At 74.7% G+C, this 15,987-nt stretch carries 16 protein-coding genes and 1 pseudogene; 6 read left to right on the forward strand and 11 right to left on the reverse strand.

The window, feature by feature from the left end; translation table 11 throughout:
- Positions 1 to 372 precede the first annotated feature (372 nt).
- The 5 genes from ACGF3H_RS01285 to ACGF3H_RS01305 are packed head-to-tail and all read left to right on the forward strand — an operon-like array spanning position 373 to position 6,248.
- Positions 373 to 1,677 carry an ADP-ribosylglycohydrolase family protein gene (locus ACGF3H_RS01285; RefSeq protein ID WP_362494790.1) on the forward strand — a complete coding sequence of 435 codons (1,305 nt, stop codon included), beginning with the start codon at positions 373 to 375 and terminating at the stop codon, positions 1,675 to 1,677.
- Positions 1,674 to 2,849, forward strand: a complete 1,176-nt coding sequence (locus ACGF3H_RS01290; RefSeq protein WP_362494787.1) for an ADP-ribosylglycohydrolase family protein — start codon at positions 1,674 to 1,676, stop codon at positions 2,847 to 2,849. The genes ACGF3H_RS01285 and ACGF3H_RS01290 overlap by 4 nt, the downstream gene beginning before the upstream one ends.
- Positions 2,837 to 4,219: an ADP-ribosylglycohydrolase family protein gene (locus ACGF3H_RS01295; RefSeq protein WP_362494784.1), complete on the forward strand. Its 1,383-nt coding sequence runs from the start codon at positions 2,837 to 2,839 to the stop codon at positions 4,217 to 4,219. Before ACGF3H_RS01290 ends, ACGF3H_RS01295 begins: the two co-directional genes overlap by 13 nt.
- Positions 4,201 to 5,427, forward strand: coding sequence for a CoA transferase (locus ACGF3H_RS01300; RefSeq protein WP_362494781.1), 1,227 nt, complete (start codon positions 4,201 to 4,203; stop codon positions 5,425 to 5,427). The genes ACGF3H_RS01295 and ACGF3H_RS01300 overlap by 19 nt, the downstream gene beginning before the upstream one ends.
- Positions 5,424 to 6,248: a CoA ester lyase gene (locus tag ACGF3H_RS01305; protein ID WP_362494778.1), complete on the forward strand. Its 825-nt coding sequence runs from the start codon at positions 5,424 to 5,426 to the stop codon at positions 6,246 to 6,248. Before ACGF3H_RS01300 ends, ACGF3H_RS01305 begins: the two co-directional genes overlap by 4 nt.
- A 276-nt stretch (positions 6,249 to 6,524) precedes the next feature.
- On the opposite strand, the pseudogene lgt reads toward ACGF3H_RS01305, so the two are convergent.
- The 11 genes and pseudogenes from lgt to hisI all read right to left on the reverse strand — a co-directional run.
- Positions 6,525 to 7,347 (reverse strand): annotated as a pseudogene (gene lgt / locus ACGF3H_RS01310) (prolipoprotein diacylglyceryl transferase); the annotation flags it as partial.
- Between the two features lie 85 nt (positions 7,348 to 7,432).
- Positions 7,433 to 8,203, reverse strand: coding sequence for a thioredoxin domain-containing protein (locus tag ACGF3H_RS01315; protein WP_362494775.1), 771 nt, complete (start codon positions 8,201 to 8,203; stop codon positions 7,433 to 7,435).
- A gap of 86 nt (positions 8,204 to 8,289) precedes the next feature.
- On the reverse strand, positions 8,290 to 9,105 hold the full coding sequence (gene trpA / locus ACGF3H_RS01320) for a tryptophan synthase subunit alpha (RefSeq protein ID WP_362494774.1): 816 nt from the start codon (positions 9,103 to 9,105) through the stop codon (positions 8,290 to 8,292).
- The gene (gene trpB / locus ACGF3H_RS01325) at positions 9,102 to 10,388 is read right to left on the reverse strand and encodes a tryptophan synthase subunit beta (RefSeq protein ID WP_362494771.1); all 1,287 of its coding nucleotides are present in this window, start codon (positions 10,386 to 10,388) and stop codon (positions 9,102 to 9,104) included. The genes trpA and trpB overlap by 4 nt, the downstream gene beginning before the upstream one ends.
- Before the next feature lie 116 nt (positions 10,389 to 10,504).
- Positions 10,505 to 10,690 (reverse strand): tryptophan biosynthesis modulator TrpM, encoded by a 186-nt coding sequence (gene trpM, locus ACGF3H_RS01330; protein WP_393816445.1) that lies wholly within the window; start codon positions 10,688 to 10,690, stop codon positions 10,505 to 10,507.
- 22 nt (positions 10,691 to 10,712) lie between these two features.
- Positions 10,713 to 11,522, reverse strand: coding sequence for an indole-3-glycerol phosphate synthase TrpC (gene trpC, locus ACGF3H_RS01335; RefSeq protein WP_362494768.1), 810 nt, complete (start codon positions 11,520 to 11,522; stop codon positions 10,713 to 10,715).
- Positions 11,523 to 11,639: 117 nt separating this feature from the next.
- Entirely contained in the window at positions 11,640 to 12,104 is a 465-nt protein-coding gene (locus ACGF3H_RS01340; protein ID WP_393816459.1) for a DUF2752 domain-containing protein, read from the reverse strand.
- A gap of 94 nt (positions 12,105 to 12,198) precedes the next feature.
- Positions 12,199 to 12,450, reverse strand: a complete 252-nt coding sequence (locus ACGF3H_RS01345) for an HGxxPAAW family protein (RefSeq protein WP_362494765.1) — start codon at positions 12,448 to 12,450, stop codon at positions 12,199 to 12,201.
- 199 nt (positions 12,451 to 12,649) lie between these two features.
- The gene (locus ACGF3H_RS01350; protein WP_362494762.1) at positions 12,650 to 13,291 is read right to left on the reverse strand and encodes a TIGR02234 family membrane protein; all 642 of its coding nucleotides are present in this window, start codon (positions 13,289 to 13,291) and stop codon (positions 12,650 to 12,652) included.
- 62 nt (positions 13,292 to 13,353) lie between these two features.
- The gene (locus ACGF3H_RS01355) at positions 13,354 to 14,844 is read right to left on the reverse strand and encodes an anthranilate synthase component I (protein ID WP_362494906.1); all 1,491 of its coding nucleotides are present in this window, start codon (positions 14,842 to 14,844) and stop codon (positions 13,354 to 13,356) included.
- 20 nt (positions 14,845 to 14,864) lie between these two features.
- Positions 14,865 to 15,266 carry a phosphoribosyl-AMP cyclohydrolase gene (gene hisI / locus ACGF3H_RS01360; RefSeq protein ID WP_362494759.1) on the reverse strand — a complete coding sequence of 134 codons (402 nt, stop codon included), beginning with the start codon at positions 15,264 to 15,266 and terminating at the stop codon, positions 14,865 to 14,867.
- Positions 15,267 to 15,349: 83 nt separating this feature from the next.
- On the opposite strand from hisI, the gene ACGF3H_RS01365 reads away from it, so the two are divergent.
- Complete coding sequence (locus ACGF3H_RS01365; RefSeq protein WP_362494757.1) at positions 15,350 to 15,985, forward strand: TIGR03085 family metal-binding protein; 636 nt, start codon at positions 15,350 to 15,352, stop codon at positions 15,983 to 15,985.
- Positions 15,986 to 15,987 lie beyond the last annotated feature (2 nt).

The raw sequence follows: 15,987 nt of genomic DNA on the forward strand, positions 1-15,987 counted from the left end.
CCGCCGGCCCACGGGAAGTGACACCGCCCGCCGGCCCCCGGGAGGCGGGATCGGCGGACGGCCCCCGGAAAACGACGACCCGCCCACGCCGGAAGACACCGCCGACCCGCCCACGGCACACGGCATCGACGATTCGCTCCCGCGAGGCGGCCCCGCCCGCCGGCCCACGGGAAGTGACACCGCCCGCCGGCCCCCGGGAGGCGGGATCGGCGGACGGCCCCCGGAAAACGACGACCCGCCCACGCCGGAAGACGCCGCCCACCCGCCCACGACACACGGCATCGGCGAGCCGCTCACGCGAGGCGGCCCCGCCACCCGGCCCGCGGACGGTGACGTGGCCGGCGGGCCCTCGTGCCCGGTGGGGGTGTGGCCGTGACCCGCTCCCGTCCCGCCGGTGAGGAACCGGCCACCACGGCGTACGTCGCCGCCCCCGGCGACGTCGACCACCCCACCGCCGGAAGTCCCCACCGCCCCGAGTCCCCGAGAGCCGCCACTGCCGAGAACGCCCGCGTCCCTGACACTCCCCCGGCCCCCGCCTCCACCCCCGACGGCCCGCGGCGGGTCGAGGGGCTGCTGCTGGGCCTCGCCGCCGGGGACGCGGCCGGCTGGCCCGCCGCCCGGCACCGGGCGGCCCGGATGCCCGAGTGGACGCGTCGCCTCACCCGCGAGCTGGACACGTTCGCCGAGCAGAACGCGACCACCACCCTCCCCGTACCCATCGCCCTGAACCAGTCCCCGGAGCCCCTGCGCCTCGGCCCGTCGGACGACGCCGAGTGGGCGGCGTTCGCGGCGGAGGCCCTGCTGCGCGCCGGGGACGACGGCGCCCTCGGCGACCTGAGCCGCGAGCGCCGGACGCGCGCCGCGATCGACCTCACCTGGAACGCCGTGGCCAGCGAGGTGGCCGCGGCGGCGGACCGCGCCCCGGAGGTCGAGTCGGCGGTACTGCCGCTGCGCGCCCGCATCTCGGTCCGGGCCGGGCTCGGCAACCTCGCCACCGGCCTGCGCCCGCCCGCCACCGGCCACGACAACCCGCACTACTTCGACGACGCCGCCTGCGTCCGGGCCTGCGTCCTGGCCGTCGCCCACCCGGGCGCCCCGCGGCTCGCCGCCGACCTCGCCGAGTTCGACGCCCGCTACACGCAGGACGGCGACGGCGTGCACGGCGCCCGGGCCATGGCGGCGGCAGTGGCCTGCGCCCTCGGCGGCGGCGAGGTGGATGCCTGCGTGGACGCCGCGCTCGCCGAGCTCCCCGAGGAGACCGAGATCGGCCGCAACACCCGGCAGGCGCTCGCCCTCACCACCGCGGCCGAGAGCGCGTTCGCCCTGGTCCCGCTGCTGGAGCACCAGATCGTCGACCACGTCTACAGCTACGGCGTCGCCGCCGCCGAGACCGTACCGGTCGCCCTCGCCCTGGCCCGGGCCGCCCGGGGCCGGATCGCCGAGGCCGTACCCGCGGCGGCCTGCCTCTCCCGCGTCGCGGACTCCGCCCCCGCGCTGGCGGGCGCCCTCACCGGCGCGCTGGGCGGCGGCGCGTCGATCCCCGGCCCCTGGCGCGACGCCTGCCGCACGCTCCCCGGCTGCGTGCTGCCCCGGCTCACCGGCACCGACCTGGTGGAGCTCGCCGGGCTCCTGCACGCCGCGCAATCGCCCCGACCCGAAGGAGGACGCACACCATGACAGCCCGCACATCGCAGAACGGCACGGCGAGCCTGGAGGAGCGCGTCACCGGTGCCCTGGTCGGCGCGGCCGTCGGCGACGCGCTCGGCGGCCCGGTCGAGGGCTACTCCCCCGAGCAGATCCTCGAACGCCACGGCGGCCGCATCCACGGCGTCGTCGGCCCCTGGAACGGCGACGCCTGGCGCACCGCCCGCCCCATCGCCCCGTACCACAAGGGCGACGGCCACGTCACCGACGACACCCTGATGACCCACGCGCTGGTCCGGGTCTACGGCACGGTCCGCGACCACCTCGACGCGTACGCGGTCGCCGAGCACCTGGTCCCGGACCTGATGACGAACCCGCGCTGGATCCCGGAGCTGGAGGCGGACGCCCTCCCCCTCCAGCGGATCTTCCTCGCGGAGAAGTGGCTGGTGGCCAGGATCCACTACGGCCACGTCGACCCGCGCGAGGCCGGCACCGGCAACATCGTCAACTGCGGCGCGGCGATGTACATGGCCCCGGTCGGCCTGGTCAACGCGGCCGACCCGGGGCGCGCGTACGCCGAGGCGCTGGACGTCGCGGGCGCGCACCAGTCGTCGTACGGCCGGGAGGCGGCGGGGGTGTTCGCGGCGGCGGTCGCGGCCGCGTGCGCTCCCGGCGCGACACCGGAGACGGTGCTGTCGGCCTGTCTGTCCCTGGCGAAGGACGGCACCCGGGCGGCGATCGAGGCGGTCGGCGAAGTGGCCTCGCGCCACACGGAGTTCGAGTCGGCGCTCGCGCCGCTGCGGGAGGCGGTCGCGCCGTACGACACGGTCGGCCCGGACTACCGCGCACCCTCCCTCGGCGCCCGCCGCCCGTCCCGGCTGCACGCCATCGAGGAACTCCCCGTCGCCCTGGGCATGCTGCTGGTGGCCGGCGGCGACTACCGCCACGCGGTCCTCGGCGCGGTCAACTACGGCCGCGACTGCGACTCCATCGCCACGATGGCGGGCGCGCTGGCCGGGGCGCTGGGCTCGCCCGTCCCGGAGGACTGGGCGAAGACGGTCGCGGAGGCGAGCCGCCTGGACCTGTGGCAGCCGGCGGCGACGCTCACCGAGGTGGCCCGGGAGGTCTTCGAGCGGGACGTCGCGCGGCGCCGCGCCCACGAGCGGGCGTTCGCCGCGATCGGAGGCGCGGGATGCTCCGACTGACCTGGGTCCAGCCGGAGGACCTGATCGGCCACGAGCTCCGGCAGGCCGCGCTGGACGGCCGCGACGCGTCGGCGGTCGCCGCCCGCTGGCGCGCGGCGGGCGGCTGCGACGCCCCTGCCCGGGCGGGCGCGTCCCCGCGGCCGGCCTCCCCGTACCTGCGGCTGCTGGCGGAGGAGCTGCTGGACGACCTGGCGTGCCTGCCGAGCCCGTCGGCGGCCGAGGAGCCGACGGAGCTGGACGCGATCAGGGCCCGGTGCCCGGAGTGGCCGACGGCGCGCCCCGCCGCGCCCCCTGCCGCGTTCCCCGGCCGTCTGGAGGCCGCCTGGCTGGGCCGGGCCGCCGGCTGCCTCCTCGGCAAGCCCGTGGAGAAGCTCCCGCTGACCGGCATCCGCCTCCTCGCCCGGGCCACCGGGAACTGGCCCCTGGCCACGTACTTCACGGCCCGCGGCGTCCCCGGGGAGCTCGCCGCCGCCCACCCCTGGAACCGCCGCTCCGCGTCCACCTCGCTCGCCGAGAACATCGACGGCATGCCGGAGGACGACGACCTCAACTACCCCCTGCTGAACCTCCTGCTCCTCCAGCGTCACGGCCGGTCCTTCACCACCGCCGACGTCGCCCGCGTCTGGCTCGACGAGCTCCCCGCCGGGCGCGCCTTCACCGCCGAACGCGTCGCCCTGCGCAACCTGCTCACCGGTCTCGAACCCCCGCTCACGGCGAGCCGGCGCAACCCCTTCCGCGAGTGGATCGGTGCGCTGATCCGCGCCGACATGCACGGCTGGACCCATCCCGGCGACCCGGCCGGCGCCGCCGCGCAGGCGCACCGGGACGCGACGCTCACGCACACCGCGAGCGGTGTCCACGCGGCGATGTTCGCGGCGGCGGTCGTCGCCGACGCCGCCGGCGGCGCCCACGACGTCCACGCCTGCCTGCGCACCGGTCTCACGGTCGTCCCGCCCGGCTCACGTCTCGCCGGTGCCGTCCGCCACGCCGTCCGGCTCGCCGAGACGCACGACGACTTCGAGACGGTCGTGGACGAGCTGCACGCCACCCACTCCCCCACCCACCACTGGGTCCACGCCGTCCCCAACACCGCCCTGATCGCCGCCGCCCTCACCCACGCCGACGGCGACTTCGCCGGGTCGGTCTGCCGGGCCGTGTCGGGGGGCTGGGACACCGACTCCAACGGCGCCACCGCCGGCAGCGTCGCCGGCCTGCTCGCCGGTTCCCCGGCCGCCCTGCCCGAGCAGTGGACGGCCCCGCTGAAGAACCGCCTGGCCACCTCGGTCGGCGACTTCGACGGCATCGGCTTCGACACCCTCGCCCACCTCACCCACACGGAGGCCACCCGCTCATGCCCCGGCCCGTCGTGACTCCCCCCGCGCCCCTGCCCGTCCCGGCCCCCCTGGCCGGCCTGCGCGTCCTCGACCTCGCCACCCTCTTCGCGGGCCCGCTCGCCGCCACCATGCTCGGCGACTTCGGCGCCGAGGTGGTCAAGGTCGAGCACCCCACCCGCCCCGACCCCTCCAGGGGCCACGGACCGTCCAAGGACGGCATCGGCCTGTGGTGGAAACTGCTCGGCCGCAACAAGCGCACCATCACCCTCGACCTGTCCCAGCCCGCCGGCCGCACCACCCTGCTGCGCCTCGCCGCGACCGCGGACGTCGTCATCGAGAACTTCCGCCCGGGCACCCTGGAGAAGTGGGACCTGGGCTGGGACGAGCTGTCCGCGGTCAATCCGCGCCTGGTCCTCACCCGGGTCACCGGCTTCGGCCAGTTCGGGCCGTACGCGCGCCGCCCCGGCTTCGGCACGCTCGCCGAGGCCATGAGCGGCTTCGCCGCGATGACCGGCGAGCCGGACGCCCCGCCGACGCTGCCGCCGTTCGGGCTGGCCGACTCGATCGCCGCGCTGGCGACGGCGTACGCCGTGATGACGGCCCTGGCCGCCCGCGACCTCACCGGCGAGGGCCAGGTCGTGGACATGGCGATCATCGAGCCCATCCTGACCGTGCTGGGCCCGCAGCCGATCTGGTACGACCAGCTCGGCCATGTCCAGCCGCGCACCGGCAACCGCTCCCAGAACAACGCCCCGCGCAACACCTACCGCACCGCCGACGGGACCTGGGTCGCCGTCTCCACCTCCGCCCAGTCGGTCGCCGAGCGCGTGATGCACCTGGTGGGCCGCCCGGAACTGATCGACGAGCCCTGGTTCACGACGGGCGCCGAACGGGCACAGCACGCGGACGTGCTGGACGCGGCGGTCGGCGACTGGATCGCCCGGCACACCCGTGTCGACGTGCTCGCCGCCTTCGAGAAGGCGGAGGCGGCCGTGGCCCCGGTCCAGGACGTGCGGGACGTGATGGCCGATCCGCAGTACCAGGCCCTGGACACGGTCACCACGGTCGACGATCCCGAGCTGGGGCCGCTGCGCATGCAGAACGTCCTGTTCCGGCTCTCCGCCACCCCCGGCGCGATCCGCTGGGCCGGCCGGCCGCACGGCGCGGACACCGAGGAGGTGCTGACCGAGCTGGGGCTGACCCCGGCGGACGTGAAGGAACTGCGCGAGGCGGGTGTCGTATGACGCCCCCCGCGCTGACCTGGCTCTACGCACCCGGTGACCGGCCCCGGGTGGTCGCCAAGGCGCTGGCCGCCGGGGCCGACGTGGTCGTGATCGACCTGGAGGACGCGGTCGCCCCGGACCGCAAGGAGTACGCCCGCGCCTGCACCGCCGAGCTGCTCACCGACCCGCAGCCGGTGCCGGTGCACGTGCGGGTCAACGCCCTGGACGGGCCACTGGCCCCGGCGGACCTGGCGGCGGTGGCCGCGCTGCCGGGACTGTCCGGCCTGCGGCTGCCCAAGGTGACGTCCCCCGGGCAGATCGCCGCCGTCGCCGAGGCGATCGGCGGACCGCCCCTGTACGCGCTGCTGGAGACGGCCCTGGGCGTGGAGCGGGCGTACGCGATCGCCGCCGCCCACCCGTCGCTGCGCGGCATCGCCCTCGGCGAGGCGGACCTCCGCGCGGACCTGGGCGTCCGGGGTGACGCGGGCCTGGACTGGTCGCGGGCGCGCGTGGTGGTGGCCGCGCGGGCGGCGGGGCTGGCACCGCCCTCGCAGACGGTGCATCCGGACACCCGGGACCTGGAGGGGCTGGCGGCGTCCTGCGCCCACGGCCGTGCCCTGGGCTTCCTCGGCCGCGCCGCCATTCACCCGCGCCAGCTGCCGATCATCGAGCGGGCGTACCTGCCCACCGAGCGGGAGCTGGAGGAGGCGGAGACGGTTCTCAAGGCGGCCACCGCGCAGCCGGGCGCCCAGGCGCTGCCGGACGGGCGGTTCATCGACGCCGCGGTGGTGGCGACGGCCCGGCGGACCCTGTCGCTGGCCCGGCGGCCCGTCCTGGCCTGACGGACGCCGAAGGGCGCCCGGATCCTCTCCGGGCGCCCTCGGTGACGTACGGCGGGCGTCAGCCCTTCCTGGCCGGGCCGGCCCCGTCCTTCACGTCCTTCACGGCACCGGCATCCCGGCCGCCCTCGGGAGCCTCGTCGCTCTTGGGAGCCTCGGCCTCCTTGGGGGCCTCGGCACCCTCGGGGCTCCCGGCGTCCTTGCCGCTTCCGGCACGCCCGGGGGTCTCGGTGTCCGAGCCGGCGTCCGCGTCGGCGTCGTCGCCGGTGTTCGCGTCGGAGCCCTCCGCGCCCGGCTCCACCACGGCCTCCCGGCCGGGACGCATCCGCGCCGAGAGCACCATGTAGAGGACGGCGAGCAGGAACACGAAGAGCGCGGTCCAGTTGTTCAGCCTGAGGCCCAGGATGTGGTGGGCGTCGTCGACGCGCATGTACTCGATCCAGAAGCGGCCCGCGCAGTACGCGGCGACGTACAGCGCGAAGGCCCGCCCGTGGCCGAGCTTGAAGCGGCGGTCGGCCCAGATGACGAGCAGGGCCACACCGATGCACCACAGCGACTCGTACAGGAACGTCGGGTGGTACGTGCCCGGCACCCGGCCGTCGGCCGACGACGTGATCTTCAGCGCCCAGGGCAGGTCGGTGGGCTTCCCGTACAGCTCCTGGTTGAACCAGTTGCCCCAGCGGCCGAGGGCCTGGGCGATGGCGATGCCGGGGGCGACGGCGTCGGCGTACGCGGGCATCGGGATGCCCCGGCGGCGTGCGCCGATCCAGGCACCGAGCGCGCCGAGCGCGATCGCGCCCCAGATGCCGAGGCCGCCCTCCCAGATCTTGAAGGCGTCCACCCAGTCGCGGCCCTCGCTGAAGTACAGCTCGTAGTCCGTGATCACGTGGTAGAGGCGGCCGCCGATCAGGCCGAACGGAACGGCCCAGACCGCGATGTCGGCCACCGTGCCGGCCCGCCCGCCGCGGGCGATCCAGCGCTTGTTGCCGAGCCAGACGGCAACGAAGACGCCGATGATGATGCAGAACGCGTAGCCGCGCAGCGGGATGGGACCGAGGTGCAGCACCCCGCGCGACGGGCTGGGAATGAAGGCAAGTTCCATGGCAGGGTCGACGCTACCGTGTGGGACGGGGAGCGCGGCGGGCAGCCCGGCTACGGGTCCGTAACGGGCGGGCCCGCGACGTGCCCTACTCGTCGGCGTCCTGCACGAGCTGCTTCAGCTTGGCCGGGGTCATCGACTCCTCCTGGTAGATGTTCCTGCCGTTCAGCAGCACGGTCGGCGTGCCGCTGAAGCCGCCGCCGCGGAAGGCCTCGTTGGACTTCTCGACCCAGCTGTCGTGCGTGCCGTCCTTCACACACTTCTGGAAGGCGGGCGTGTCCAGCCCGTCGACCTTCCCCGCCAGTCCGATCAGCTTGCCGTTGTCGGCGAAGGCGTCGTCGGTCTCCTCGGGCTGGTTGTCGTACAGCACGTCGTGGTAGGCCGGGAACTTGCCGGCGTCCTGGGCGCAGGCGGCGGCGTTGGCCGCCTTGCGGGAGCCGGTGCCGCCCATGTTGCCGTCGATGATCGTCGCCAGGTGGTACTCGACCTTGAGCTGCCCGGCGTCGGTGAGCTCGTGGATCGTCTTGCGGTACGCCAGCTCGAAGGCCTTGCAGGCAGGGCAGCGGAAGTCCTCCCAGATGACGAGCGTCGACTTGGCGCTCTCCTTGCCCACGGGGATGGCCAGGCTGTCCTTGCCCTGCGCGCCCGAGGGCGCGACGACCGGGCCGGCCTCGCTGTCGTCGTCCTTCCCGGCGTTCGCCGCGACCACGCCGATCACCGCGGCCAGTCCCAGGACGCAGACCACGGACGCGCCCACGATCAGCGCGCGCCGGCGCTTGTCCTTGGACTTCTGCTTCTCGCGCTGGGCCGCCAGCCTCTCGCGGGCGGTGCGCTTTCCGTCTCGGTTCTTCTCGCTCACACCCCGCAGAACGAACCGGGGAGGCGCACAGCGCCTCCCCGGTCCCAGGTCCACCCGTACGGAGGACCCCTGTCACGTGCTTGCCGTCACGCCTGCCGGCGCACGCCCTTCGCCAGGTCGGCGGCGAGCGCGCGGACGCCCTCCAGGCCGGCCGCGTCGTCGGGGGCGTCGAGCATCCGCTTGACGAAGGCGGAGCCGACGATCACGCCGTCGGCGAAGCCGGCGACCTCGGCGGCCTGGACGGCGTTGGAGACGCCGAGGCCGACGCAGACCGGGGTGTCGGTGGTGGCGCGGGTGCGCCGCACCAGGTCCTCGGCCTGGGCGCCGACCGACTCGCGGGTGCCGGTGACGCCCATGAGGGAGGCGGCGTAGACGAAGCCGCTGCCGGCCGCGGTGATCTCGGCGAGGCGTGCGTCCTTGCTGCTGGGCGCGACCACGAAGACCGTGGCGAGCCCGTGCTTGTCGGCGTGCTCGCGCCACAGCGCCGACTCCTGGACGGGCAGGTCGGGCAGGATGCACCCGGCGCCGCCCGCTTCGGCCAGCTCGGCGGTGAACCGCTCGACGCCGTAGCGGTCGATCGGGTTCCAGTAGGTCATGACGAGGATCGGCTTGCCGGTGGCCTCGTGCGCCTCCCGGACGGTCCGCATCACGTCGGCGATCCTCACGCCGCCGCGCAGGGCGATGTCGTCGGCGGTCTGGATGACCGGGCCGTCGAGGACGGGGTCGCTGTGCGGCAGGCCCACCTCGACGACGTCGGCGCCCCCGTCGAGCGCGGCCTTGACCGCCTCGATGCCTCCGTCCACGGTCGGGAACCCGGCCGGGAGGTAGGCGATGAGGGCGGCGCGGCCCTCGGCCTTCGCCGCGGCGAGGGTGTCGTTCAGCAGCTGCACGTTCCCGCTCACTTGGCGTCCCCCTCGATCTCGGCGGTGGTGCCGGCCTCGTCGGCGGCGACCTCGGCGTCGGTGTCGTACAGCCCGAAGTAGCGGGCGGCGGTGTCCATGTCCTTGTCGCCGCGCCCGGACAGGTTGACCACGATCAGCCCGTCCTCGCCCAGCTCCCTGCCGACCTCGAGGGCGCCGGCGAGGGCGTGGGCGGACTCGATGGCGGGGATGATGCCCTCGGTGCGCGACAGCAGGCGCAGGGCCTGCATGGCGGCGTCGTCGGTGACCGCGCGGTACTCGCCGCGGCCGGAATCCTTGAGGTAGGCGTGCTCCGGGCCGATGCCCGGGTAGTCAAGGCCCGCCGAGATCGAGTACGGCTCGGTGATCTGGCCCTCGTCGTCCTGGAGGACGTAGGACCGGGAGCCGTGCAGGATGCCCGGCTCGCCCGCGGTCAGGGTGGCCGCGTGCTCGCCGGTCTCGATGCCGTGCCCCGCGGGCTCGCAGCCGATGAGGCGGACGTCCGTGTCGGGGATGAAGGCGTGGAAGAGGCCGATGGCGTTGGAGCCGCCGCCGACGCAGGCGATCGCGGCGTCGGGAAGGCGTCCGGCCTGCTCCAGGAGCTGGCGGCGGGCCTCGACGCCGATGACGCGGTGGAAGTCGCGCACCATCGCCGGGAAGGGGTGGGGCCCGGCGACCGTGCCGAACAGGTAGTGGGTGCGGTCGACGTTGGCGACCCAGTCGCGGAACGCCTCGTTGATCGCGTCCTTGAGGGTGCGGCTGCCGGACTTCACGGCGATGACCTCGGCGCCGAGCATGCGCATGCGGGCCACGTTGAGGGCCTGGCGCTGGGTGTCGATCTCGCCCATGTAGATGGTGCAGTCGAGGCCGAACAGCGCGCAGGCCGTCGCCGTCGCCACGCCGTGCTGGCCGGCACCGGTCTCGGCGATCACGCGGGTCTTGCCCATGCGCTTGGTGAGCAGGGCCTGACCGAGCACGTTGTTGATCTTGTGCGAGCCGGTGTGGTTCAGGTCCTCGCGCTTGAGGAAGACGCGGGCGCCTCCGGCGTGCTCGGCGAAGCGGGGGACCTCGGTCAGTGCCGAGGGGCGGCCCGTGTAGTGGACGAGCAGGTCGTCCAGTTCGCGGGCGAACTCCGGGTCGGACTTGGCCTTGTCGTACTCGACGGCCACCTCGTCGACCGCGGCGACGAGGGCCTCCGGGATGAACTTGCCGCCGAAGGCGCCGAAGTAGCCCTCGGCGCTGGGGATCTGACCCTCCGGGTCGGGGATGAAGAAGTTGCTGGGCATGCGTGGACCTCACGGTGAGTGTCTGGTGGTGACTGATCGCCGTGGGGGCGGGGAGTCGTTGGCGGCCTCCGGCCGTCGTGGGCCGGTCGCGCCCGCGCGACGGAGTCGCAGATTGACTACAGTCCCGCGCCCCTTACGGGGCGCCGGTGCCATCGCATGCCGTTCACTTGCCCCGGTTCGTCACCGATGACGTACCTCACCCGGCGGCCGTGGACCCGGCGTGCGGGCGCGCGGCAGCCTCGGGGCCGGCAGCCGCGCGCGAGGCGGGCGTGCCGGTCCACGGGGGTCATGGTGGGAGTCATCGCGGGTCAGCCTAGACGAAGGTCAGCCGCGGCCGTGGCGCAGTGCCGGGTGTTCGCCCGCGGCCACCAGGTCGGAGACGGCCGTCTTCGGGTCGCGGCCGGTGACCAGGGACTCGCCGACCAGGACCGCGTCCGCGCCCTCGTTGGCGTAGGCGATGAGGTCGTGCGGGCCGCGGACGCCGGACTCGGCGACCTTGACGATGTGCGCGGGGATCTCCGGGGCGACCCGCTCGAACGTGCCGCGGTCGACCTCGAGCGTCTTCAGGTTGCGCGCGTTCACACCGATGATCTTGGCGCCGGCGTCCACCGCGCGCTCGACCTCGTCCTCGTCGTGCACCTCGACGAGCGGGCTGAGTCCGATGGACTCGGCGCGCTCGATCAGCGACTCCAGGGCCGGCTGGTCGAGGGCCGCGACGATCAGCAGCACGAGGTCGGCGCCGTGCGCCCGGGCCTCCCACAGCTGGTACGACGTGACGATGAAGTCCTTGCGGAGCACGGGGATGTCCACGCGCGCGCGGACGGAGTCCAGGTCGGCCAGCGAGCCGCCGAAGCGGCGCTGTTCGGTGAGGACGGAGATGACGGCGGCGCCGCCCGCCTCGTAGTCGGCGGCGAGTCCGGCGGGGTCTGCGATGGCGGCCAGCGCGCCCTTGGACGGGCTGGAGCGCTTGACCTCGCAGATGACCTTGACGCCGTCGCCCCGCAGGGCGCTCACGCCGTCCTTGGCGGGCCGGGCCTTGGCCGCGCGCTCCTTGAGCTCGTCGAGGCTGACGCGCGCCTGCCGTTCCGCGAGGTCGGCACGGACTCCGTCGATGATCTCGTCGAGCACACTCACGCGAGCGGCCCCCTTTCAGACGGCGGAACCTGTGGTCACTCCGATGGTATCCGCAGCGGGACGACGGTCCCGCATCCGGTCGGCGCCGGTCCCAGTACCTGGACATTCGGCGGGTGATCAAGGGTGGAGCCAGCCACCGAACGGCAGGTTCCGGACAACGGTGAAGACCAGCAGCGATGTGCCCAGCGCCCACAGGTGCACCGGGCCGAGGTCGACCCTTACGGGCCGGCCGCGCGCCGCGCGGACCACCCAGACGGTCCACAGCACGGCGAAGCCCAGGTAGCCGAGGACGGCCGGCGCGTTGGCGTGCAGCGCGGTCAGGACGTCCCCGTGGACGAAGGCGTGGGCGCTGCGCAGACCGCCGCAGCCGGGGCAGTAGAGGCCGGTGAAGCGCAGCAGCGGGCAGACGGGGTAGTGGCCGGGCTCGTTGGGGTCCACGTTCCCCACGTAGGCGAAGGCGCCGACGACGGCCGCCAGTACCCCGGCCGGGACGGCCAGGCGGGTGGCGAGGGCCGGCGCGCCCGCGGGGGGCGGGGTCATGATCGGAGCCGGTTCCCGGCTGTCGGCGTCCACGCCCCGCATTCTGCCCGGCACGGGCCGTACACGCACGTGAGGGGCGGCCCCGGCACCAGGTGCCGGTCCACCCCTCAGGGAGTACTGCGCGACCGCGGTCGGGTCAGCCCTTGGCGCCGGCCGGCGCGCGGTTGTCGGCGACCTGGTGCACCGGGTGGTCCTCCTTCGGCTGGCCGAGGCCCATCGAGCGCATGATGAAGCCCACGACGCCGCCGAGGAGCACGACCGCCATGCCGGCCCAGAAGCCCGCCGGCTGGGCCGCCACCATGAACACGCCCGCGATGCAGAAACCGATGAAGGTGATGATGACACCCGCCCAGGCGGCCGGGGTGTGACCGTGGCTGCTGCCCGCCATTGCTTGCTCCTCGTTGCTGTGTACGTGTCTGAGCAGGACGCTCGCGCCCATTGTCCCGCACGGGCACGCGCGCCGTGACCGGGGGTGCTCTCCATGCGCGCGCGGCGGGTGCGGCACGCCCCGGTGTCGCGTGGCGCGGGTACGGGTGCCCCGGCGTGCGCGGGCGAACCGCGTGGTCGCGCCGGGGCCGCCGCGGGGGTCAGGCGCCGGTCGGGTCCTCGCCGCGGTCCAGGGCCTTCCACAGGTCCTCGGGCCGGTCGGGGTCCACGGTCTGTGCCGTGCGGCGCGGGCGCGGGGCGCCGTTCCGTTCGTAGCGGCCGGACATCGCCGGCCACAGCCTGCCGTAGCGCAGGGCGAGCAGACCGGCCAGCAGGAGCAGGACACCGCCGACGGCCGTGACGTAGGGCCAGGCGGTGTGGGAGAGGGCGTCCACGGTGGCCGAGGTGTCGCCGGCGGCCTTGGCGGCCTTGTCGTCCAGCGCGGAGCTGTCGGAGACGCCGGCCAGGGCGGCGGCGACGGTGCCCGCGCCGCTCAGCGCGAGCACGGCGGCGACGGCGAACCGGCCGGCGCGGCGGACCGCGAAGACGGCGACGAGCGCGGCGAGGCCCACTATCGCGAGCGCCGCGGGCACGCCCGTGACGTCGCTGCCCTTGGCGGTCAGGGGGAACGCGCCGCCGGCCACCGTCGCGGTGCCCTCCGACCACTCCTGCCGGGTGGCGAGCAGGGCGACGGCCGCGCCGAGCGCTCCGCACAGCAGGGCGGCGGCGAGGCTCCGGCGGCCGGCCCGGGCGGGGCCTGCGGCGGGGGTGCGTGGGTGAGGAACAGCTGTCACGTACTCCACTATCGCCCGAACCCCGGGCGAACCGTCACCCGGGGCCGGGAATCGGGGGCGTGAGAATGGCCCTATTGCCCCAGCCGGTTGGCCGTGTGCACCGCGCGCAGCACCGCCGCCGCCTTGTTGCGGCACTCGGTGTCCTCGGCGACCGGGTCGGAGTCGGCGACGATCCCGGCGCCCGCCTGCACGTAGGCCGTGCCGTCGCGCAGCAGTGCGGTGCGGATGGCGATGGCGGTGTCGGAGTCTCCCGCGAAGTCCAGGTAGCCGACGCAGCCGCCGTACAGGCCCCGGCGGGACGGTTCGAGTTCGTCGATGATCTGCAGGGCGCGCGGCTTGGGGGCGCCGGAGAGGGTGCCGGCCGGGAAGCAGGCGGTGAGGACGTCGAAGGCGGTGCGGCCCTGGGCGACCCGTCCGGTGACCGTCGAGACGATGTGCATGACGTGCGAGTAGCGCTCGACGGACATGAAGTCGACCACCTCGACCGAGCCGGGTTCGCAGACGCGTCCGAGGTCGTTGCGGCCGAGGTCGACGAGCATCAGGTGCTCGGCGCGCTCCTTGGGGTCGGCGAGCAGCTCGTCGGCGAGGGCCTGGTCCTCCTGCGGGGTGGCGCCGCGGGGCCGGGTGCCGGCGATGGGGTGGACCATGGCCCGCCCGTCCTCGACCTTGACCAGTGCCTCGGGGGACGAGCCGACGACGTCGAAGCCGTCGAGGCGCAGCAGGTACATGTACGGGGACGGGTTGGTGGCCCGCAGCACCCGGTACACGTCCAGGGCGCTCGCCGTGCACGGCGTCTCGAAGCGCTGCGAGGGGACGACCTGGAAGGCCTCGCCCGCGCGGATGCGCTCCTTGATGTCCTCGACGGCCGTCCGGAAGTCCGGGCCGCCCCACAGTGCGGTGTACTCGGGCAGCTCGGAGGGCGGCAGTGCGGCCGGGGGCTGGGCCACCGCGCGCGTGAGGTCGGCCTCCATGGCGTCCAGGCGGGCGACCGCGTCGGCGTAGGCCTCGTCGACGCCCGTCTCGAGGTCGTTGTGGTTGATCGCGTTGGCGATCAGCAGGACCGAGCCCTCCCAGTGGTCCATGACGGCGAGGTCGCTGGTGAGCAGCATGGTCAGCTCGGGAAGCCTCAGGTCGTCGCGCTCGCCCGGGCCGACCTTCTCCAGGCGGCGCACGATGTCGTAGCCGAGGTAGCCGACCATGCCGCCGGTGAAGGGCGGCAGGCCCAGGTCCTGGGCGAGGTCGCGGGGGGTGTGCAGGGCCTCGACCGTGGCGCGCAGGGCGGCGAGCGGGTCGCCGCCGGTGGGGACGCCGACGGGCGGGGTGCCCTGCCAGTGGGCCTCGCCGTCCCGTTCGGTGAGGGTGGCGGCGCTGCGGACGCCGACGAAGGAGTACCGCGACCAGGACCGCCCGTTCTCCGCGGACTCCAGCAGGAACGTGCCGGGGCGCTCGGCGGCGAGCTTGCGGTACAGGGCGACCGGGGTGTCGCCGTCGGCCAGGAGCTTGCGGCTGACCGGGATCACCCGGCGGTCGGCGGCCAGCTTGCGGAAGGTGTCGAGGTCCATGACGTCCATGGCGGCCGACCCTACTGAGCCGCGCCGGGCGCGTCGGCAGCGGCGCCGTCCGCGAGCAGCACGTCGGCGTCGAAGCAGGTGCGGGCGCCGGTGTGGCAGGCGGCGCCGACCTGGTCGACCTTGACGAGGACGGTGTCGGCGTCGCAGTCCAGGGCGACGGACTTCACCCACTGGAAGTGCCCCGAGGTGTCGCCCTTGACCCAGTACTCCTGGCGGCTGCGCGACCAGTAGGTGCAGCGGCCCGTGGTCAGCGTGCGGTGCAGTGCCTCGTCGTCCATCCAGCCGAGCATCAGCACCTCGCCGGTGTCGTACTGCTGGGCGATGGCGGGCAGGAGTCCGTCGGTGGTGCGCTTGAGGCGCGCGGCGATCTCCGGGTCGAGCGGGCCGGGGCGGCGGGGGGAGCTGCTGGTCATGACGCCCATTGTGCCGCGCGCGGGGGACGCGCCCCGGCGCCGTCCACTGGGCGGACCCGGCGGGCGGCCGTAGGCTGGCTGCTATGTCGACATTCGCGAAGCGTGAACGACTCCTGCTGGCCGACCTGTTGGAGACGGCGGGTCCGGACGCCCCCACTCTCTGCGAGGGCTGGCGGGCCCGGGACCTCGCCGCGCACGTGGTGGTCCGCGAGCGCCGGCCGGACGCCGCCGGCGGCACCCTGATCAAGCAGCTGGCGTCCCGTCTGGACCGGGTGATGGAGGAGTACGGCGCCAAGCCGTACGAGGAGCTGATCCAGCTGATCCGCACCGGCCCCCCGCGCTTCTCGCCGTTCCAGCTCAAGCAGGTCGACGAGGCGGCGAACACGGTGGAGTTCTACATCCACACCGAGGACGTCCGCCGCGCCCGGTCGGACTGGTCGCCGCGGGAGCTGGACCCGGTCTTCCAGGACACCCTGTGGTCCCGGCTGGAGCGCACCGCCCGGCTGATCGGCCGGGGCATCCCGACGGGCCTGGTGCTGCGCCGGCCCAACGGGCAGACGACGGTCGCCCACCGGGGTACGCCGGTGGTGACGGCGACGGGCGAGCCGTCCGAGCTGCTGTTGTTCGCGTACGGCCGGCAGAGCGCGGCGAAGGTGGAGCTGGAGGGCGAGAAGGACGCGATCGCCAGGCTGAGCGAGACGAAGCAGCTGGGGATCTGAGG

Source organism: Streptomyces sp. NPDC048185, assembly GCF_043202495.1.
GTDB lineage: Bacteria > Actinomycetota > Actinomycetes > Streptomycetales > Streptomycetaceae > Streptomyces.